The organism is Microcystis flos-aquae FACHB-1344 (assembly GCF_014698375.1).
GTDB classification, from domain to species: Bacteria; Cyanobacteriota; Cyanobacteriia; order Cyanobacteriales; family Microcystaceae; genus Microcystis; species Microcystis aeruginosa.
In genome coordinates, this window is sequence record NZ_JACJSW010000106.1 from 23,281 (window position 1) to 44,802 (window position 21,522).

Below are 21,522 nucleotides of genomic sequence, written 5' to 3' on the forward strand. Positions count from 1 at the left end.
TCTGGTAACTAGAGCAGTCCATCACGCTCTTTGTAACGCCAATTCAAGTCTGAATTGCATCACTGTCTGATCCACCTTTGAGGAATACCTCATTCGGAGTACGATAGTCAAGACATTTTCGAGGTAGTATTTTTGCCAAAATATTCTCCTGACTTAATCAAACGGATTTAATAGGAGTCAATGGCACGGGCTGCTTGACCCCCCCTGAAAGGTTAGAAATCAGCAACGCCAATAGGCTCTAATTCCTCAAGAAGAATGAGGTAATCTTGTCCGATTTTTTCAATGGTCGTAGGAAGATGGAAATTACGAGAATATTCAATTCTTATCTCTAACTGACCATCTATGATTAGGAAAAAGAATTCAATCAATGTGGTACGTTTTTGATCCAGTGGCGATAAACGACAATCGCGCTCGCCATAAACAAACTCAAACAAGTCAGAGAGAGGAACCGAACGATTTCCCAGATAATTAGCCCTTACTGGGGTTAAATTACTATCAGGATAGAGATATTCAGGTAAAGACTCACCTATCCAATCATAAGTTACGCCATTCATTGGTAAGCTTTCAAACTGCTCATTGATGGTACTGATAGTTTTTTGCCAAGTCGTAGAAGTGGATAAATTAATGCCTATGGGAAAATTTACAGCATAATTGCCCATACTTTCCATAAAAGACTGACCTTCGCCTAAATCTCGCCCATGACTACGATGACTGATAACCACCTGTTGGCGTTGACTCCAATCACCTAATAAACGGTATAAAGGAGCAAGGAGAATAGGATAAAAGTTAGACTGATAATAAGCCTTGCCTTGGCTTAATAACTGTTTAGTTTGCGCTTTACTTAGGACAAATCGCTCACTTTCGGCAGAAGCTTCAATATTTGGGCCTTTGACATGATCGACGGGGACTTCAAAGCGACTCTCTGCATCGGGAAATTGTTCCTTCCAATAATTCAAGTGTTCGTTCATTGTTCCTTTTTTCTCCTCATCCCTCAAGACTTGCACAAAATCTAAGTAAGACTGAGGATTAGGGTTAGGAAAAGTCGGATCACTTCCTACCAATAATTGATGATAGGCACTCCAAAGTTCCTTAAACAAGATGGTTGCACTTAACATATCGGCAATGATGTGGTGAGCGACCATCGTAATATCGTAGCAATAGGGACTAACTTTAACAACAAGAGTGGCAGTAAGTGGCCAACGGTCAATCTGGATTTTTTTAGCTAAATCTGACATTTGAGCTTGAATTTTAGCATTACGTTCTGCTTCTGTTAAGTGGCTTCCATCCCAATACTCTGCCAGGATAGGTTGAGGATCATTGATCAAGTATTGCTGCCATTTACCTTGATTTTGTAGGCAAACCGTCCGAAAAGCTTCATGACGTTGCACCAAAAGATTAGCAGCTTGATTGAAAATATCAAGATTCAAAGACTGATGATAGAGAAAACGAGTATAACCCAACCATTGATAGGGAGGTTCAAAATAGTTGACTAACCAACTTTGTGCCGGTCCAAGGGGGATAAGAGAAGGAGTAGGGGGAGCCGAGGGAGCAGCGGGAGCAGGAAGTAATTCGGCGGCTAATGCTTTACGGTCTAACTTTCCGTTATGATTCTTAGCAAGTTGTGGAAACCAAGCGAATCGTTGAGGAATCATATAATGGGGGAGTTTCTGCTCTAAATGTGCTTTGAGAACTCGGTTTTTGATTTTATCCCCCGATAAACAAGCAATTAATCGTTTTTGTCCTTCGCCGTAATCAATAGCTAAAACGGCGGCCTCGCGGACATTGGGATGAGTGGTTAAGATGCTCTCAATTTCCCCTAATTCAATGCGAAAACCCCGAATTTTGACCATATTATCGATACGTCCATGATATTCCAGCGTACCATCGGGTAATTCCTTGACTAGATCACCTGTCCGATAAATATAGTCACCAGAGACATCAGAAAAAGGATTAGAACAGAACGCTTTAGCGGTTTTTTCAGGATCTTTGAGGTATCCTAACGCTAATTGTACGCCACCAAGCCAAAGTTCTCCCATTTCCCCTTGTTTAACCGGTTGCATCTGATCATCCAACACTTTGAGATAGACATTATCGATCGCTTTTCCGATGGGAATTTGGCTGCTGGTGCGTTCGTCAGGACGTTCTGTAATAATATGGTAAGTCACATCAATTGAGGCTTCTGTCGGTCCATAAAGATTGGCTAAACCTGTCTTTAATCCATAACAATCAAGCCATTTTTGGATAAAAGACATGGGTAAAGCTTCCCCACTAAAGATTAACCAGCGTAGATCAGGAAATGTCCAAGATTCGTTTTCAATCGCACTGATAAATTCCCCAAAAAGGGAGGGAACAAAGTGCATTACATTAATTTTAGTCTTTTTAATCCATGCAGCAAATTCCCAAGGATTTAAGACTACTTCGCGTTTGACGGGACATATTGTTGCACCTTCCATTAACGTCCAGAAAATTTCCCATACGGAAATATCGAAGCAAAAAGAGGTGCGTTGTGCGATGCGATCGCCTGTTTGCAGGGAAAATGTCTTTTGCATCCATTCTAGACGATTCATATAACCGCGATGGTTTAACATTACCCCTTTTGGCCGTCCTGTTGATCCAGACGTATAAAGAATTACCATTAAATCCTCAGGACGATTACAAAGATTTATGGATTCTTTACTGTGTTTTTGCCAGATAGAAGTGGTAATCTGAGTTAAATCATTAATTTTGTTTAATCTTTCTCCTTCATCTAAAAAGAGGACGGTTTGCAAGGGTAAAGGTTCTGTCACACAGGAAATTAACTGTTCACTTACCTGATGTTCGGTAAGTAAAATCTCGATAGTGGCATGATGAAGAATATAACGCAATCTTTCGACGGGATAATCGGGATCTAAGGGTACATAACAGCCACCGGCTTTAAGAATTCCCAAAATACCAATAATCATGCCTGGATTTCGTTCCGTCATAATTCCTACTCTGGTATTGGGGTTAACACCTTGAGTCTGTAAATAAGCAGCAACTTGATTAGAAAGATGGTCTAATTGTTGATAAGTTAGGGGACAAGTCTCATCTAAAACAGCGATCGCATCAGGGGTTAATTGTGCTTGTTTAATAATTTTATAGTAGGGAATTTCGGGGGAAAAAGCCATAAGAATAATCCTCTATTAGATGTTAGGTGGTAGGGGCGCAAGGCTTGCGCCCATTGGTCTTTTAAAAGGTAGCCATTAAGGACTGATAACGAACCTTCGCTGATTGAGGTATAGCCGGACAAAAAAAGTTCAGGATATCATAAATATTTGTGGATTCCTACCTACCGCAGGAATGACATATTTTTCTTCGTCCTAACATTAATTTGTCGGGCTATATTTTACGAATAGCTGTTGACGATTGAAGGTTGAGATGGGGCTAAAATAGCAGCCATTTCTTGTAAAGTTCGACAATTTAAAAGGTCTTGGCGATATTGTTTGCCATAAATCCCTTCTAGCTTGGTAACAAGGCGAATGCGTTCTAAAGAATCTAGTCCTAAATCTGCCTCCAAATCATCACTCATTTCTTCTTCTTCAATTGTCCAATGACAAATTTTGGAAGTTATTTGTCGTAGCATTTCTTCAATCTCTGTATTAAGAGAAATAGACGAAGAATGAGAAATAATAACTTGATCTTGGACGGGTAAATTGGCTAGTTCTTCAATTTGGCTGACATAGGCTGTCATTAATTGATCTATTAGCAATAAGTCAAAGTGATGGTAATCGTAACTTGCAAATAAATGAAGACGATTATTAAATATTTCTTGCAAAATATCAATTGTTCCAGTTGCGTTCATTCCTCCTGCTTGATAGTCAGTAATTGATAAAGCATCATACTGAGGTTGAAGGTGAGTTTGTCCCGTATAAGGAAGGTATAAATTAGACTTTAAAGCCTCCTGTATTAAAGAAAGACTATGAGGGGGAATTTTACCCTTTTCTAGGGTAATATTGTCTCGAAAAATTGTTCCCATTTGACGAGTTTGCGCCCGATCTAAACCTGTGCCAATATGTTGTTGTACAGTTTGCTGAATTTGGCTTAAAAAGGTCGGCCAATCTTGCTCAGATTGAGGTTTAGTAAAACTTAATGCCAGATTTTGAGCAAAACTACTAACCACACCTGTTGCATCTACTTCGGGGTAAATTCGTCCACTGGTGGGAATCGAAATTCCGATATTTTCAGCTTTTGAATCTATTTGTGACATAGTTTTTAGAAATGCACCTAATAATAGTGCATTCATCGGGACTCGCCATTGACGGGTTTTGTCGATTAATTGAGAGGTAGTTTCTGCTGAAAGTAGATACTTTTGATTGTAAAAGAGAGGAGATTTTTGAGCATTTTTCTGCTGTTTAGGTTGCCAACGATAGGACATTCCAGACACAGCATTATTGTATTCTGCTAAGGCTCGATCTTCCTCAATATCTTGCCAATCGTTCATTAATTGAACCTGTTTTCGATAATCTTCTACAGTCAATGTAGGGGGAAGATTTGGCGTTTCTTTAGCAACTATAGCCCGGTAAATTTCCAAGAATTCCCGAATTATGACATGGTTACTTAAACCATCCGAAATTAAGTGTTCATTCCCTAAAAATAATTGATGAATTTGATCAGATAATTTAAGAACAGAAAATCCATGCAGTGGCCATTGCGTTAAAGACCAGTTATAGTTTAACCAATGATAGATTTCTTCTTCAATTTTCTCCCCTTGTTCATCGGGAGTTAAAGTGGTGAAATCTTTAACAATAATTTCAGGAGGAATGGGGTTTTCTAGCACTTCTAATTGATAGTCTGCAAAGCAGGTGGCATCTTCTCGAATCTGAAATTGCGCCCGTAACATGGGATGTCGATTAATTAACAGTTTCCATGCTTGTTGAGCAATATTTAAGTCAAATTCTCCTGCAATTTTAACCTTAGTAAATAAACTATTAGAATTGAGACTCCAATAACTCATTAACAAGGGAATTTGACTATGGAGAATAGGAACCAGATTCGAGGATTGTAGTTGGAGGTTTTTGGTTTGTGGTTTGGGGTTAGAGATTTGAGATTTGGGGGATGAAGTATGAGATTGAAGAATGGTTAATAATTCCTGAAGATTGGAGACTTGCATTAAATGGCGTAGGGAAAAGGTTTCACTAAATTGACTACGTTGTTCTTCAGGAATTAATGATAGTAACCCGTTCATTAATTGGGTCATCATAATAGAATCTAACCCTAAATCTGCTTCCAAGGAAACATTCAAACTCAATTGCTGAGGATTTAAACCCGTAATTTTACTTATTAAGGCAATTAATTGACTTTCTAAGCTTTCAGCCTTGGTTTCGTCTTGTTTTTGGGTTGGGCGCAAGTCTGGTACCCCTACAGTTTCTCTTTCTTGGCTTTGGTGTAAGTCTTGTTCTTCTACGGTTTCTGTCTCTTGGGTTGGGCGCAAACCAGGCTCCCCTACGGTTAACCAGTAGGGTTGTTTTTGGAAAGCATAAGTAGGTAAAGGAAGACGAAGACGAGCATAATCTTTATCAAAGCCATTCCAATCAATATTAACCCCAGAAACGGCTAATTTTGCCACACTTTGTAATAAAATTTGCCAATCATCCTGTCCTCGTTGTAGGGAAGATAACCACAGATAATCAGGGTTTGCTAAGGTTTTTTGACCCAATCTCGTTAAAATCGGATGAGAGCCGATTTCAATAAATAGATTATAACCTTGGCTGGCTAAGGTTTCTATTGCTGGGGCAAATTGGACGCATTGACGCACTTGTTGACACCAATAGTCCTCTGTTACTGCTTGGCTGATTTCTTCACCTGTGACGGTGGAAATCCAATCTAATTGGGGTGTTTTATAGCTAATTTTAGCAGCGATCACTTTAAATTCTGCTAATATCGGTTGCATCATCCCGGAATGAAAAGCATGAGATACCTGAAGCAGACGCACTTCAATGCTTTGTGATTCTAAATCCGCTTTAATCCGATTAATCGCTTCCTTGTCACCCGAAATAACGATATTTTCCGAACTATTGATAGTGGCAATCTCAACTTGATCCCCATAAGGAGAAATAACAGATTTTACTGTTTCAATAGGGGCAAATATGGCCGCCATTGCGCCTTTTTGGGGTAAAGACTGCATTAAGCGTCCTCTTTCGGCAATTAACTTGATTCCCTCTTCGAGAGAATAAACCCCTGCAACACAAGCGGACACATATTCCCCCACACTATGACCTAAAACCCCATCAGGTTTAATGCCCCAAGACTGCCATAATTTATATAATGCGTATTCAATGGCGAATAGGGCGGGTTGAGTATAAGCAGTTTGGTCTAATAAGCTAGAATCACTGTATAAAACCTCTAATAAGGACTTTTCTAGGTAAGGTTGCAATAAGCGATCGCATTCCTCTAAGGCATGACGAAAGGTGGGTTGAGTTTCATACAGTTGTCGTCCCATGTCTGCATACTGAGAACCTTGTCCTGTAAACAAGAAAGCAATCTTATTTTGACGACTTTTTGCAACTGCTTGGCTGAAAACATTCAAACAAGGTTGTTTTTGCGTAAATGCTGTGAAAGAGTCCTTGGCTTCAAGGGTTGATTTTGCCAAAATTGCCAGACGATGGTTAAATTGTCCTCGTCCCGTGTTGGCACTAAAAGCTAAGTCTGCTAGGTTTAATTGAGGATTTTTCTCTAAATAGTTGACCCATTTTTGCGCTAAATCATCTAAAGCATCGTCGCTTTTCGCCGATAGAGTGAGTAAATGAGCAGGACGATCCACTTCAGAAGGATTAAAGCTTAATTGAGGCGGTTCTTCGATGATAATGTGGGCATTTGTGCCACTTAATCCAAATGCACTAATTCCGGCCCTTCTAGGTTCTTCTGTTCGCTGCCAAGGCAGAGAAGCGGTAGGAATTTTGAGAGCGGTTGCAGCAGCCGCTAAATCAGGATTAAGTTCTTTAAAATGAAGATGGGGGGGAATTTCTTGATTTTTTAGGGATAAAATGACTTTTAATAGGCTGGCCATCCCTGCTGCAATTTCTAGGTGGCCGATATTCGTTTTTACTGAACCTACCATTAAGGGGTTATCAGTGGAACGATCTTTGCATAGTACATTGTTAATCCCCCGTACTTCAATAGGGTCGCCTAAGGCTGTTCCTGTCCCGTGTGCTTCTAAATAGCTAATTTGTTCGGGTTTTACTTTTGCATTCTCCAATGCTTGACGAATAACTGCCATTTGCGCCGCTCCATTGGGAACCGTTAAACCACTACTGGGGCCATCTTGATTGACCGCCGAGCCTCTAATTACCCCTAAAATGTTGTCTCCATCGCTTATAGCATCAGAAAAGCGTTTTAAGACCACCATTCCACAGCCTTCCCCTCTCACATAGCCATTTGCATCTTTATCAAAGGTTTTACAACGACCATCAGGGGACAAAGCGCGGGTTTTAGAAAGATATAACGTCACCTCCGGGGATAGCATTAAACTAACTCCCCCTGCTAAAGCTAAATTTGACTCTCTGTTGCGTAAGCTTTGACAAGCCAGATGTACCGTGACTAAAGAGGTAGAACAGGCGGTATCAATGGCTAAACTGGGTCCTTGTAGCCCTAAAAAATAGGATAAGCGACCTGAAGCGAAACAAAACGCATTTCCTGATCCCGTATAAGCATCAATGGGAATTTGTTGCTTAATTTGCCGTTTTGCGTAATCATCCAAGCCAATGCCCACAAATACGCCTGTTTGCGTCCCTGTCAGCTTCTGAGGTGCAATTCCGGCATTTTCTAACGCTTCCCAACTTACCTCTAATAATAATCGTTGTTGAGGGTCTAGTGCGATCGCCTCCCGGGGAGTCATCCCGAAAAATTGCGGATCAAATTGATCTACTGCGTCAATAAACCCGCCATAACGAGCATAAGTTTTGTTAGGAAGATCGGGATTTTCGTCATAATAAGCCTCCGCATCCCATCTTTGGCTAGGAACAGGGACAATTACTTCTTTTCCCCTTGATAATAGCTCCCAAAACGCCTCTGGACTATTTGCACCCCCCGGAAAACGACAGCCCATGCCAATAATAGCGATCGGTTCATTTTTTTGCCGTTCTAAGGCTTCAATCTTGTTACGAGCTTCTTTAAGCGCAATAACTGCTTTTTGTAACGGCGTTAATTCTGTTTTCTGATGATGAGAATCCATGATATTAAAATGCTCCTTAGATATTAGGTGTGAGGTGTTAGTTATTCGGATAACTGATAAGTAGGTAGGCACAATTATTTGTAGGATGGGTTAGCGGTAGCGTAACCCATGCGGGCGTTGGGTTTCATGCTTCAACCCAACCTACGTTCATTTTATATTTAATTCCACCCACCTACTTAACTGATAGCTGTTCACTGTTAAAGTAATGCCTCTAATTCCGCCAATTCTCGCTCCACTAGGGCTTCTGTTTCTACTTCTGACAGCAACTCCAATTCAGCAAGGGCTTGGTGGAGTACTACAACATCCGTTGACTCGGTTTCCGAAGAAATATGAGAATTTTCTGAATTATCTTGCCAAGCAAATACTTCTTGGACAAAATACTGCACCACATCACCAATAGTGGGATACTCAAAAGCAAAGGTAGAAGGTAAAGAGACAGAAAATAAGCCTTCTAGACGATGTTTCAGTTCTACGGACATTAAAGAATCCATTCCCATCTCAAAGAACCCTTTATCAGTATCTGGTAAAGTATCTCCGTGAATTCCTAAGACTTGCGCTACTTCTTGCTGTAAACGAGTGGTTAAGAGGGTGACTCGTCGGTGAGGAGGGTTTTTTTGGATAGTTTGAGGGAAATTCTCGACCGTTTGCCCAAAATTATCCTGATCTTGCTTGAATAACGCTTCTAAGAAAGCCACCCGTCCTTTTGCTGCAACAATCGTTTTAAACTTAGACCAATCAATCTCTGCTACCATTGTTTGAGTAACATTACCATTGATTAGAGCATCTAAAGTATCCAAGGCTAAATTAGGTTGTAATGGATTGATTCCCAGGCGTTTTAAGCCTTCTTCATAGCCTTGCGTGGCCATTCCCCCTTTAGCCCAAGGTCCCCAGTTAATGCTTAACCCTGTGAGTCCAGACTCTCGACGGTAGTGCATTAAACCATCTAAGAAATGGTTGGCAGCGGCATAGTGAATTTGACCTCGTGATCCGATTAAAGCAGACATGGAAGAGAAACAAACAAAGAAATCTAAGGATAAATCTTGAGAAAGTTGGTGTAAATTCCACGCCCCTGCTGCTTTAGGATTAAATACGCTCTCAAAACAATGGAAATCCATCTTGTCAATGGTGCGATCGCTTAAAACCCCTGCCGCGTGAATAATACCCTGTAAGGGAGGACAATTTTCTTGAATTTGGTGAAAAAGTTGACGGGTTTGTTGATGATCACTGACATCAGCGGCAATTACTTGAATAGTAGCCCCTTTATCCTCTAAAGCTTTGATTTTTACCTGTTTATCCGTTGAATGGTCAGCTAAGGCTCGCCGACTGGTTAAGATTAAATGATTTGCACCTTTTTCAATTAACCAATCTGCTAAACTTAATCCTAAAGAGCCTAAGCCACCAGTAATGAGATAACTGGCTTCTGTCTTTTTAAAATTGATGTTTGAGCTTTTTATTGCTTTATTAGGTACTAAACGGGCAACATATCGTTGATGATCCCGAAAAGCGATGCGATCTTCTCCTAGATTTTCTGTTATTTCAGCAATAATTGCTTGAGACGACGGTTGTTTTTCTTCTAAATCAATCAATCCTCCCCATAAATTGGGATATTCAAGGGCAATGACTTGACCCATTCCCCATAAGGACGTTTGCGCTATTTTAAGCGGTTTAACAGCATCATTCACCGGTTGTGCTTGTTGTGTTATGACCCAAAGTTTAGGGGGTTCTTTAGTTTTACATTGAGCTAAAGCTTGTGTTAGATACAATAAACTGGCATAAGAACGAGTTTGACAGGGTTGGGAGTTAATATCGCTGTCTAACCCCCATAAATAGACCACTTTGGTGATCGGTTCAGTTAGATCTTGTAACAACCGTTGAAAATCCTTAACATTATTAGGATTAATTTGATAATGACCTGACACCAACTTCTGATAAGTTTGACCAGAAGACACCAAAACATAAGCATCATTTAGGGTTGTTGCTAAGGCTTTACCGACTACTTGATTATCATTAAAAATTAACCACCGTTCTCCTTGAGAAGGCTTATTTTTTAAGTTTAAAGGACTGAGTTGCCATTCCACTTTGTAACAGTTTTTACTCACATCCTGTAGGATAGGCATCTGGCCTGCTATTATTGCATCTTCCCCAACCAATAACTGTAATAATTGGGGTAAAAACTGCTTGACCTCAGGTGATAATTGATCACTTTTATTTAACTGTTCCGTTAGTTGTTCAGTTTTGCCTTCAACTAATAAATTAAGTAAACTAGAAGCAGACGAAACAGACTTAAATTGAGGTTTAGCATCACTTACCCAATAAGATTCATGTTGCCAAGGATAAAGCGGTAACTTAACAAACTGACAATTTTCGGGATATAATTTTTCCCAATTAATCGAATGTCCCCAAGTGTAGAGCTTTCCTAAAGAATTTAATAGCGTTCCCCGTTCAGAATGTTCTCGTCTTAGAGAGGGTAAAACAAATCCCTCAGTATCTTGTTCTCGTAAGGTACTTTTAATATATCCCAATAAAACAGGATGGGGGCTGATTTCAACAAAGATAGTATGACGAGATTTAATCATTGCTTCAATCGCAGGGTTAAAACGTACCGTCTGACGCATATTTTGTCCCCAATAAGCGGCATTAAATAATGTCCCCTCTTGTTGATCACCTGTTACGGTTGAGAAAATTGATATGGTGCTTTTTTGAGGCTGAAGCTCTCCTAATTTTTTAACTAAATTATCCGCAAAAGTAGTCATTTGTTGACTATGAAAAGCATAATTAACAGGTAGTTCTTTGGAGAAAATATCGGGACGGTTTTGGGACAATTCAGCAATTAATTGATCAATCGATTGAGACTCCCCAGATACAACCGTTGAATAGGGACTATTAATGGCAGCAATTTCTAATTTATTTTCCCAAGCAGCTATTAAATTTTCTACCTCATTAACAGGTAATTCAATCGCAAGCATTTTTCCATTTCCTGTTGCTTGCTGCATCAATTGTCCGCGCTGACAAATCAAATGAATGGCTTCCTCAAGAGTGAGAATTCCCGCAAAATGGGCGGCTGCAACTTCTCCCAAGCTGTGACCAACCACAGATTTAGGATTAATCCCCCAAGATTGCCATAATTTAGCTAATCCAACTTGTAAAGCGAATAAAGCAGGTTGAGAAACTTCTGTTTCTTGTAAACGAGATTGAGCTTCAGACGCATTAAATTCCGCTAATAATGACCAGTTAGCATACTTTTGAATCAAAGTATCACATTGTTTAATAACAGAGCGAAAAACGGGTTCTGTTGCTAATAATTCCCGTCCCATTGCCCACCATTGAGGTCCTTGGCCAGAAAAGACAAAAGCAATGTTTGTTTTACGTTTTGAAGGCTTAGATTGAGTCGATAAATCAATCGTTTCTAACTCTTTTAAACCCTTCAATAATTCTTCAGGAGAATGAACCAGAACTGCCTGACGATGAGCATGATGAGTCCGTCTTAAACCAGCACTATAGCAAAGATTCTGGACAAATTCAGCGGTTAAAGCTTGATCTTTCAGGAAATCTTCATAATTTTGAGCTAAATCTCTAACCGCTTCTTGACTATGGGCAGATAAAGGAAGTAAATGAGGGAAAGTTAAGGAAATTGGTTCTTGGTGAGATAAATTAGCTTCTTCCAAGATAAGATGAGCGTTTGTTCCCGAAAATCCAAAAGAACTAATTCCCACCTTGGCGGTTGTTTCCTGTTGTGGCCAGGTAATTAAAGATGATTGAAGCTTAAGGGGTAACTTATCAAAGGGAATATAAGGATTCGGCTTGTTAAAATGCAGACTGGGCGGAATTTGCTTGTTTTTCAGGGAAAGTGCCATCTTAATCACACTGGCAATTCCTGCCGCTGCTTCGAGATGTCCTATATTACTTTTTACCGAGCCCACCAAACAAGGATTATCCTTGTCTCGTCCTTCTTCTAACACAGATCCCAAGGCTATCGCTTCGATGGGATCGCCTAAAGATGTTCCCGTCCCGTGCAATTCCACATAATTAAGCTCTTTTGGCTCAATTTCGGCATTTTTCAAGGCTGATCGAATCAAGCTTTCTTGTGCCGGTCCATAGGGAACCGTTAACCCCTTGCTGCGTCCGTCATGATTAATAGCAGTTCCTCTAATTAACGCATAAATGGAATCATTGTCTGCGATCGCTTGAGCCAACGGTTTAAGAATAATACAACCGACTCCCTCACTTCGCACATATCCATTGGCGCTTTCATCAAAGGTTTTGCAACGTCCATCAGGAGACAAGGCTTTCAATTTGCTTAACGCAATATGACCAATAGGAGATAAAATCAGGTTAACCCCTGCTGCGATCGCCATTGAAGACTCATCATTCCATAAACTTTGACAAGCGAGATGCACTGCAACCAAAGAGGAAGAACAAGCCGTATCTACCGCTAAACTAGGACCTTTTAAGTTAAAAAGATAGGAAAGACGACCGGCTGCGATATTTGTGCAGTTTCCTGTTAAATCATAGCCTTGAGGTTGGTGGCTATATCCTGCATGAATGCGACTATAATCGTTTGTGGCAATTCCCACAAATACACCTGTTTTCGATCCTGCCAATTGTTCCCGTGTTATTCCTGCATCTTCAATGGTTTCCCAAGCTACTTCTAAGAGTAAGCGTTGCTGAGGGTCCATTAATAAGGCTTCTCTAGGAGAAATCCCGAAAAAATTAGGATCAAACCCATCAACTTGCGATAAAAATCCCCCATGACGAGAATTCATTTTCCCCTGTGTTTCGGGATTCTCATCATAATATTCATCAATATTCCAGCGCTCCTTAGGAATTTCGGTGATGCCGTCAATTCCCTTTGATAATAATTGCCAGAATTCCTGAGGATTATTGGCTTGAGGAAAACGACAGCCAATCCCAATAATTGCAATAGGTTTCATGGTTGAGATATCCTTAATTAATAGACAGCAATTTACTTAACTAGAGAAATAAAATTAATTCCCTCAAATGGATAGGATAGCTCGATGTTACCCCCTGGCGATGATTTAATGAGAACCCACCCTTTCCTCTATTTTGATTAAACATTGACAGGAACTTTCTTAGGTGAGTTTGTGGCAGTTTCTGTTAGCCAAGTATTTAGTTGAGGGCGATAACGATAGTTGGTAAATTCTTGGCGAGTTTGTTCAATTTGACTATTATCAGGAAGCTTACAAGTCAAATACTTATAAACCATTTCCGTAATGGCAGATTGAAGGGCACCATTAAGATGTCCAAACAGATAGGACAGATTTTTGCGATTGAGAAAAGCTGAAAAACCAAATCCTTTCCAGAGGAACTTTGCATACCAAACTGCTGTATAAAAACTGGTCGCTTTAATTCCAGCGAAAACATTGCACCGTCGTGGTTCAAATTTAGTGTTTTCGATAAAGTCATCGAAGTGTTTGAGGGTATGATAACCCCAGATTAATTGATCAGTGCGATGAGCATCCATAAAACCAATGTTTTTATTCTGCTCAACTAATTGATTAAACTGTTCATAGAGATGATGCCAATATCCTTTAATATCCGCTTGAACTTTTGGCACATAACGGGAAATAAAGCCGGTATCTAAATGCCATTTGCCGACATAAAGGGGAATTTGAATCCCAAACCACCACATATATTCGGCATAAATACGCCAACTCATGATACTAGCATGACCTAATTGTTTATCATGGTGTTCAATGAGATGATTATTGAGTCGAGTATAGGTAAGGTTAAAGTCATTGTAAGCAGCCCGTTTTTCTTCTGTATCCGCTTCTCCTGCAAGTTGAGAACGAATAATTTCCGTGATACTTTCAATCGCAAAAGCAATCATACTTGTTCCCAAAGAGTAAAAGGGATCAAAAATACAAGCAGCATCTCCAACTACATACCAATTATCTTGAGAAAACATCGTTTTGCTAGTATGGGAAACTCTAGGAAGATAATGAAAATCGACATTTTCTCCAGAGGTAACTAAGCGATAAAGTAGATTGTGATTGGCTTTTAGGAAAGCATAAAACTTCTCTTGAGTGTTAATTTGACCGTTGGCAATAACACTGCGATGTTGAGCAATTCCAATAGAGATTTCTTGGGAGTCTTTTTCTGTGGGAATCATCCATAACCAATGACCATGACCAAACCAATGATTGGTAGCCTAATAATGGCTACAAGTTGCTCCATAAGGGTCATAACCATCATGAAAAATGGTGCGATCTATATTTTTAACCCGTACCCAAGCCGATCCCGTATCAACTCCAAATAAATTATCTGCACCTACAATAACGTTATCAGTTTTATGGCCAATAATAAACTTACGTCCTGCTGCATCAACAAGGTGTTTTGCTCTCAGTTCGTGATAATTTCCGTCAATCATTTTAACTTTGACGGTGTGCATCTCATCAGTAGGAGTAATGTCCACATCAACCACACGGCCTTGATAGAAACTTGCTCCCATTTTCTTATTCATTTTGAGCAAATCCCGTTCAAATTTTGCCCGGTTCATTTGAAACGTGCCAAGGGGAAATTGTCGATTCGCCCAAATATGATAATAATCATCAATGGTGTCAGTTTTATCTGCATCTTTTGCCCAATGAAAATTAAGAGCATATTTAGGGGGATGATTTTCGATCATATATTCGTATAAACCCAATTCTTTGCAGACAAATAGGGTGGCAATTTCCACCATTGATTCGCCAATTTTGAGGTCTTTATTAGTTCTTTCTTCGGGACGAGGATCGATCAGTGCAATTCTAATGTTGGGAACATTTAGAAGCAAGTGTCTTGCTTGACAGACCCCGGCGAAACCTGCTCCCATAATCACAACATCATAAACTTTTGTGTCAGTCGTAACCATTGGTGAAATTCTCCTAAAATGTGATGAGGAAGAGAGTGAATAAGAAAGAATACAAGAAAAAGTTAAAGATATAATTCTCCTAGTCGGGTTGCTAATTCAGCAATGGTGGGATAGTTAAAAATGACCACAGGATTTAATTCCTTTCCGAGCCATTTTTCTAAGCGTCCTAATAAAACTAACGCTTTTCGTGAGTCGAGTTCATAATTATCAAAAGGTTCTTCAATATCAATGTCATCAAGGTCAACATCGAGTTGTTGAGCAAACTGATCAACGAGCCAGTTTTGAATGTCTTCAACGGTAGAAGGAGATTGAACAGTTGTCATCATGGGTTAAGTTCCTTTAAGGTGAAAAAAGTGTTTTAGCAAACTAAGATTGCTTAACTTATATTCCTAGTTTATTCCTCTACCCATTGATCAGCCATGTTTTATTTTTCGCCAAAACTGGATTTTTTTTATTCCTATTTTTTATGGTCAAATTTAGTACATTTTTACCATATAAATATAATCGAAAAACCTAGCAGACAATACAAAATATTATCCATTAAATTTCAACTCCTTTTTTATTACAATAAAAGGTAACAAAATTAAGTTGCTAGTTACTAGGTAAAAATTATGATAGATACTCATGTTCTTAACCCATCTGTTACAGAGATTTCTTCTACTACTCAACCGATTGAAACCGCTCATAAATCTTCGCAAATGCTGCAAGAATTATTAACTTCAGCCGTTGTACAGCTTGAAACAGAATTGCAAGATAAGCTAGAAAAACTGCTATCTAAACAGGAGTATCAATTGTTAAAAATTGGGGAGAATATTAATAGCTTGACGCAGGAATTAGAACAAGCAGTTTCTGAATTTCTCCAAATTGCCCAACAAGCAAATAAAACCTATAGTTCTCTACAGTTTTTGGGTCAATTTGTTGAACAAAAACCTAATAACTCACCCAATAAAGGAAGCCAAGATACCGTTAGAGTGGTTTATAGTCATGCCGCCAAATTACCGATTCCTGTGGTAGAAAAATATGGCTTAGGGTTTATCCTAAACTATAAAACGGTTGATTTATCCCAACTAGGTATTACCCTTTCACTCTCTCGTCAATCTCCGTCTCTTCCTGCCATCAAACAGGGATAATTTAAGCACTACTAAGGTGGGCATTGCCCACCTCAATCATGATTATGTAAGGTGTAAAGTTTAAATACTTAGAACCTAAAACCTAAAACTCAGCCATCATTTAAGCTACTTGAGTTTGATATTTTTCTCGCCAACGTTTAGGAGATACTTTATGTAACTGACTAAAGCGACGGGAAAAATAATAGGGGTCAGTAAACCCAACGGTGGCGGCAATTTTGGTAATTGACTCATGGGTTTTCAGTAACAAGGATTGGGCTTCTAGCATTCTTCGTTCCACAATCCAATGAATAATCGTTTTGCCGGTGCGACGCTTAACTAAATTGGTTAAATAAGCAGGAGAATAACCAGCCGCTCCAGCCACATCATTGAGGGTAATGGGTTGACTATAATTTGCCTCAATAAACTCAAAAACTGGTTTTAATTGAGAACTATTAGGGTAGAAAGAAGCCAAAGAATCAAAGAAATTCGGTTGCGGGGTAGAAGAACGCTGTATCAACGATTGAGGAGCTTGTTTTGAGTTAACAGAAGGATGAATTCTGCAAGCATAGCCATCTTTTTCAGGTTCTAGAAAATTTAAGGAACGAGCTACTATGCTTATATAATCTTGATCTCCATATTTGAGAAGGTTAACCGTAATATCGAGGGATTGATGATCCTCATAATAAGGATGTTGTGTGATCAAACGTCCAAAACCTCGACGTTGAATTAATTTCCAGTATCTAGACCAATCTGAGTTTAAAAAATCTTGAGCAGCTTCTTCTATAGTCAAATTAGATAACTGTTCTCTGGAATATCCCAATAAAGCACAAGCCGCATCATTGTAATGCTTAATCCGTCCTTGGGAATCGATCCACAATACAGATTCAGGGATTTGATTGATTAAATATTGAATAACAGATATGGATTCAGCTATTTCTTGCTGAGGGACGGCATTAAGAAAGTTAGCCGTAGAATGAGAGAAGTTAAGGGAGTTAAGAGGGTTACAGTTTGGAGTTAAAAGCATGAGACTGTTCCTATAATTTTCAAAATAGATAATTTTTTGACCCCAAAAGATAGTTTTCACTCCATCACAAACAAAACTGATTTCCGGATCTTCTTAATTCTTGATCAGGAAATTACAGCACTTGGCTGATCGCTCAAGTACAACTACTAGGGTTGAAGTCCTTATACAGTAAGCCTTTCGGTGATTGCATGGGATGTTCCGTCTCGGAAAGCGCTGTATTGAGCTTGTCTTTCCTCTACAAGCGGAGATGCGTCTTTCCGCAAATTTTTAAAACCCACATTCCGCACTTCAAATTATAGTAAGTAGTCATGCAAGGCGTTGCTGATTTGAGATATGAATCTTCGGCTCTCTTAGGTTTGGTGGGTAAAATGTATTCTAAGATACAATCCTCCTGGCGAGTGAGTGGAACGAATCACAAAGACACAAAGATTGATCGCTCCTATACTCAGTTAAACTTATCACACAAATAAGAGGAGAGCCAATCTTCTTTGGCGGAATTTCTTAAAACCTAGACCCGAACTAACTTTTGCATCGGTGTCATCAACGCCCTATTTTACGTCCTCTGTAGGCAATGCGTGTGGCGGCGGCTGCCCCAGGACTACCCGCCTGACGAGACAGTATAAGCTGCCCGCGCATTTAAATTGCCTGTTGAGATGAGGCACTCTTGCACTCTTGCAAGAGGCAAAAATAAAGGGATTAGGGACTTGCGCTTTGATAATGTACCTTTTGGGCGAACGCAGTTCGCCCCTACATTCTGGACAAAATCCGTTGCTGTCGGGGTGCCAGGAACCTGCGCCCTCCGCTCGCTCAGGTTTGCTGATCACTCTAAGTAGGAGGAGAGCCTTCGAGAGCCCCCGCAGCTAAGGGACTGGCGCTTTGATCATACGCCATCTGGCTGGTCTGATTCTTCTACAGAGCGATTTTCTGGCTGGGATATTATTCCCACGCAAGTCCCTTAGGGGAGATTTAGCTAATTTAAGGATAGGCGGTTAAGATGCGTCTTAGCTTACTACTACTTGAGAAAGTGGACTCAAGACGGAACATGGCTGAAAATCCATGACTGTCTCCGGGATTACGTCAGGACGATGGAAGGTCATCTAACGGCGGCGAGCGCGGGAGTTTTAGACAGCCAATCGGTCAAAACCGCCACGATGATTAATCAAGAGGTGGGTTATGATGCGGGGAAGCGGATTAAAGGAAGAAAGAGATTCACATTAGTCGATACTTTCGGGCTGTTAATCGCAGTCAAAGTCGTCTTCTGCCAAAGATTCTCCATTTTGCTGAGGACTTTCCTATTTTAAACTAGATATAAGTGGGTGGGTGGAATTAAATATAAGATGAACGTAGGTTGGGCTTCGGCCGTGATCTCAGCGTTCGACCGAGCGTTCGACAAAAGCTCACGCCGAAGTCTCACGCCGAGGTCCGAACGGTTGAAGCATGAAACCCAACGCCTGCTCATGTTACGCTACCGCTAACCCATCCTACAAATAATTGTGCCTCCCTACTTAGATGATGTCTAGATAGATTGAACTTAAAAAAACTTAATCATCAAATCTAAAATTAATCTATCTAAATCTCTAATCTTCAGCAATTTAGAAATATGCTCATCAGCAAAAACTACAAAAGGTTTTTCAGAATCTCTCTATTTTGAATTAGGAAAAAACTCATGTCTATGCGTCATTTTGCTTTATTGCTTGGGTTAACCACCACTGGAACAGCCACTTTATTAGCTCCCCTTCCCACTCGTGCTGCTAGTTGTGAAACAGGTGATTTATTTGATTTTAGTTCCATCCAATTTCTTGCAACTCGTCCCATTGCTTCTAATAACTGTTTGCGGTTATTTGGAAAGCGAACAGACTCGACTCCTCAAGGATTTGTGGGCTATGGCGCCGGTCACACTGAAACCAGTTTAAATTCACCAGGAAATCCAGCCCCCTATTATGCTGCGGGGATTGATTTTAGTCCCGAAAACTTGGTTAATCCTCTAGGTGCAACACGGGCAGCCACCTTGTTAAATAATATCACCGGATTCTCTAACTTTTCTACTTTCCTGACCAATAACAGTATTGATGTCGATCGTATTGGGTTTAGTTTTGGTCCTAAAAACGGGGATTTTACCAAGAGTTGGAATTTAGGAGATGATATCAATGGACAGAACTATTTTTCCTCTCCTACGTCTTCTCTAGAAGAACGCATTTATGCTGCTAATTCTAAGGAAGTGGAAAGCTTTTTATTGTTAGATACCACTAAAATTATTAGCTTTGGTTATAGCGATATTTATTCATTCTTAGAATATGGCGCAACCACTGCTCCTGATGATGACTCTGAAGCGATTATTAGTGATCCCTTTAGTGTTTCTAAGGTAGCTGGCCTGCTGGGAGAATTTGACGGATTAGCCAATGCTTTCTTAGCCGATGTGGGTTCTAATAAAGTACAATTAGTCAGTGAAGATGCCGCCGTTGTTCCAGATGACGTTTTTATCGAGCCCTCAATTGGCCCATTAAATCCCGTGGTTTCTATTCAATTTCCCCTGCAACTGAGAATTGTTTCGACTCCTGAACCTTCTGTTACTCTTGGCTTAATGAGTTTAGGCATTATGGCAGTGGGGTGTCGTTTGAAAAATAAAATTCGGAAAGAATAAGATAGCAGTTGTAGATAAGCTCAGACCCATCCCAGTCTTCACGTTAACTTATGTCAGATAACCATCCTATGTCACCTCCTATGTCGGAATATCCCCTAAAAATCACTGCCACCTCTTCTGAACCTCAAAAACAATCAAAACGCCGTTTCCAAGGGGTTCGGCGATGGTATCTTGGGGGACTTTTATTGTTAGGAGTTGGTTATGGGATTGGGTCAATGAGTCAACCAACTCAACCAATCGCCCCTTCTGTTGCCGAAAATGAACATCTTCTCCCCGTTGAAATTGACCGGCTAGTACAGGTCAATGCTTATCAACAGTCTCGAACTTACACTGGGGAAATTGTCGCTCAAAATACCAGTGATTTAGGGTTTGAACGAGGAGGAACAATGACTCAACTGCTGGTGACAGAAGGACAATGGGTGAATCAAGGAACGCCCCTTGCTCGTTTAGATGACCGTCAATTAATCGCCCAAACACAAGACTTATTAGCCCAAAAACAACAGGCTTTAGCACAATTAAAAGAAATGGAGGCGGGTTCTCGTGCTGAAACCATTGCCGCAGCCCAGGCAAATTTGGCTCAAGAAAAAGCTCAACTACAAGAGATGGAAGTGGGACCTCGCACTGAAACCATTGCGGCAGCCCAAGCGCGTTTGAAAACCCTCCAAGCACAATTAGCTTTGGCTCGTAGTAAACGGGAGCGACGACAGAATCTTTATACGCAAGGTGCTATTTCTCTTGAACAGTTTGACGAAGTGGTCACAGATATGGATAGTCAACAGGCAAGGGTTAATGAAGCCCAGAGCCAATTAGATGAGCTATTAGCAGGAACACGCCCTGAAATCTTAACTCAACAGCAAGCAAGGGTTAAACAGGCTCAAAGTCAACTGGATGAGTTGTTAGCAGGGACTCGCAGGGAAGTGATTGAAGCCCAAAAAGCAGCTATTAAACAGCTAGATAGTCGTTTAGCTGGTATTGAACTTGATTTAGAAAAGACCGTTCTTAAAGCCCCTTTTTCGGGCAAAATTCAAAAACGTTATCTCGATCAAGGAACGGCGGTACAAGCAGGTCAAGGGGTGGTGCGTTTGGTACAATTAGACGGCGTTAAAGCCCATATTGGTGTTCCTACGTCCCTGACTTCTGAGATTAAGATCGGACAATCACAAACCCTAAAAATTGACCAAAAATCTTATTCAGCGACCGTTAAGGCAATTTTACCTGAACTAGATGGTGCTAGTCGTACCGTGACGGTGGTTTTTCAAGTTAAAGGAGCAGGAAGTAGCGGCGAGGTTACCTCGCCCCTACTAACCACTGGACAAATTGTCACCTGGCAATGGCAACAAAACATTAATACTTCAGGTTATTGGCTACCTAGTACCGCTCTTGTTAAGGGAATTCGAGGATTATGGTCAATTTATGTCTTAGGAGATGGGAATGCAGCCCAAGGATTTGTCGTAGAACGTCGGGATGTGGAGGTTTTATACACCGATGGGGAGCGAGTTCTCGTGCGAGGAACATTAGACGGAACCGAAAAAGTGATTACTAATGGCACAAATCGCATTATTTCGGGGCAAAAGGTAAAAATCAGTAAACAGTAAACAGTGAGCAGTTATCAGCAGAACGTAGGTTGGGTTGAAGCATGAAACCCAACGCCCGATTATGTTACGCTACCGCTAACCCATCCGACAAATAATT

Annotated in this window: 9 protein-coding genes and 1 pseudogene; 4 read left to right on the plus strand and 6 right to left on the minus strand. The window is 40.4% G+C overall.

The genetic code is table 11. The features are described from left to right. Window positions 1-212: 212 nt before the first annotated feature. The 5 genes and pseudogenes from H6G48_RS08770 to H6G48_RS08790 all read right to left on the minus strand — a co-directional run bounded on the left by H6G48_RS08770 (window position 213) and on the right by H6G48_RS08790 (window position 15,382). Entirely contained in the window at window positions 213-3,146 is a 2,934-nt protein-coding gene (locus H6G48_RS08770) for an amino acid adenylation domain-containing protein (protein WP_190721070.1), read from the minus strand. A gap of 218 nt (window positions 3,147-3,364) precedes the next feature. Further along, window positions 3,365-8,188, minus strand: coding sequence for a type I polyketide synthase (locus H6G48_RS08775; RefSeq protein WP_190721072.1), 4,824 nt, complete (start codon window positions 8,186-8,188; stop codon window positions 3,365-3,367). 197 nt (window positions 8,189-8,385) lie between these two features. Continuing rightward, the gene (locus H6G48_RS08780) at window positions 8,386-13,119 is read right to left on the minus strand and encodes a type I polyketide synthase (RefSeq protein WP_190721077.1); all 4,734 of its coding nucleotides are present in this window, start codon (window positions 13,117-13,119) and stop codon (window positions 8,386-8,388) included. A gap of 137 nt (window positions 13,120-13,256) precedes the next feature. After that, a pseudogene (locus H6G48_RS08785) lies at window positions 13,257-15,056 on the minus strand (NAD(P)/FAD-dependent oxidoreductase). Between the two features lie 62 nt (window positions 15,057-15,118). Next, on the minus strand, window positions 15,119-15,382 hold the full coding sequence (locus H6G48_RS08790; protein WP_002761907.1) for an acyl carrier protein: 264 nt from the start codon (window positions 15,380-15,382) through the stop codon (window positions 15,119-15,121). 285 nt (window positions 15,383-15,667) lie between these two features. Here H6G48_RS08790 and H6G48_RS08795 point away from each other — a divergent pair, with 285 nt between their 5' ends. Further along, complete coding sequence (locus H6G48_RS08795) at window positions 15,668-16,186, plus strand: hypothetical protein (protein ID WP_190721081.1); 519 nt, start codon at window positions 15,668-15,670, stop codon at window positions 16,184-16,186. Window positions 16,187-16,286: 100 nt separating this feature from the next. Here H6G48_RS08795 and H6G48_RS08800 read toward each other — a convergent pair whose 3' ends face one another. Continuing rightward, window positions 16,287-17,189, minus strand: a complete 903-nt coding sequence (locus H6G48_RS08800; protein WP_190721085.1) for a helix-turn-helix domain-containing protein — start codon at window positions 17,187-17,189, stop codon at window positions 16,287-16,289. Window positions 17,190-18,205: 1,016 nt separating this feature from the next. Here H6G48_RS08800 and H6G48_RS08805 point away from each other — a divergent pair. The 3 genes from H6G48_RS08805 to H6G48_RS08815 all read left to right on the plus strand — a co-directional run bounded on the left by H6G48_RS08805 (window position 18,206) and on the right by H6G48_RS08815 (window position 21,425). Further along, the gene (locus H6G48_RS08805; RefSeq protein WP_190721088.1) at window positions 18,206-18,490 is read left to right on the plus strand and encodes a transposase; all 285 of its coding nucleotides are present in this window, start codon (window positions 18,206-18,208) and stop codon (window positions 18,488-18,490) included. Window positions 18,491-18,855: 365 nt separating this feature from the next. Beyond that, a complete protein-coding gene (locus tag H6G48_RS08810; protein ID WP_190721091.1) occupies window positions 18,856-19,830 on the plus strand; it encodes a PEP-CTERM sorting domain-containing protein in 975 nt (324 codons plus the stop codon). A gap of 68 nt (window positions 19,831-19,898) precedes the next feature. Continuing rightward, window positions 19,899-21,425, plus strand: coding sequence for an efflux RND transporter periplasmic adaptor subunit (locus H6G48_RS08815; RefSeq protein ID WP_242034588.1), 1,527 nt, complete (start codon window positions 19,899-19,901; stop codon window positions 21,423-21,425). Window positions 21,426-21,522: the final 97 nt, after the last annotated feature.

Bases quoted from the DNA above. Each gene is read 5' to 3' on its own strand.
- H6G48_RS08770 (WP_190721070.1), bottom strand. From the start codon at position 3,146: ATGGCTTTTTCCCCCGAAATTCCCTACTATAAAATTATTAAACAAGCA.
- H6G48_RS08775 (WP_190721072.1), bottom strand. From the start codon at position 8,188: ATGGATTCTCATCATCAGAAAACAGAATTAACGCCGTTACAAAAAGCA.
- H6G48_RS08780 (WP_190721077.1), bottom strand. From the start codon at position 13,119: ATGAAACCTATTGCAATTATTGGGATTGGCTGTCGTTTTCCTCAAGCC.
- H6G48_RS08790 (WP_002761907.1), bottom strand. From the start codon at position 15,382: ATGATGACAACTGTTCAATCTCCTTCTACCGTTGAAGACATTCAAAAC.
- H6G48_RS08795 (WP_190721081.1), top strand. From the start codon at position 15,668: ATGATAGATACTCATGTTCTTAACCCATCTGTTACAGAGATTTCTTCT.
- H6G48_RS08800 (WP_190721085.1), bottom strand. From the start codon at position 17,189: ATGCTTTTAACTCCAAACTGTAACCCTCTTAACTCCCTTAACTTCTCT.
- H6G48_RS08810 (WP_190721091.1), top strand. From the start codon at position 18,856: ATGTCTATGCGTCATTTTGCTTTATTGCTTGGGTTAACCACCACTGGA.
- H6G48_RS08815 (WP_242034588.1), top strand. From the start codon at position 19,899: ATGTCACCTCCTATGTCGGAATATCCCCTAAAAATCACTGCCACCTCT.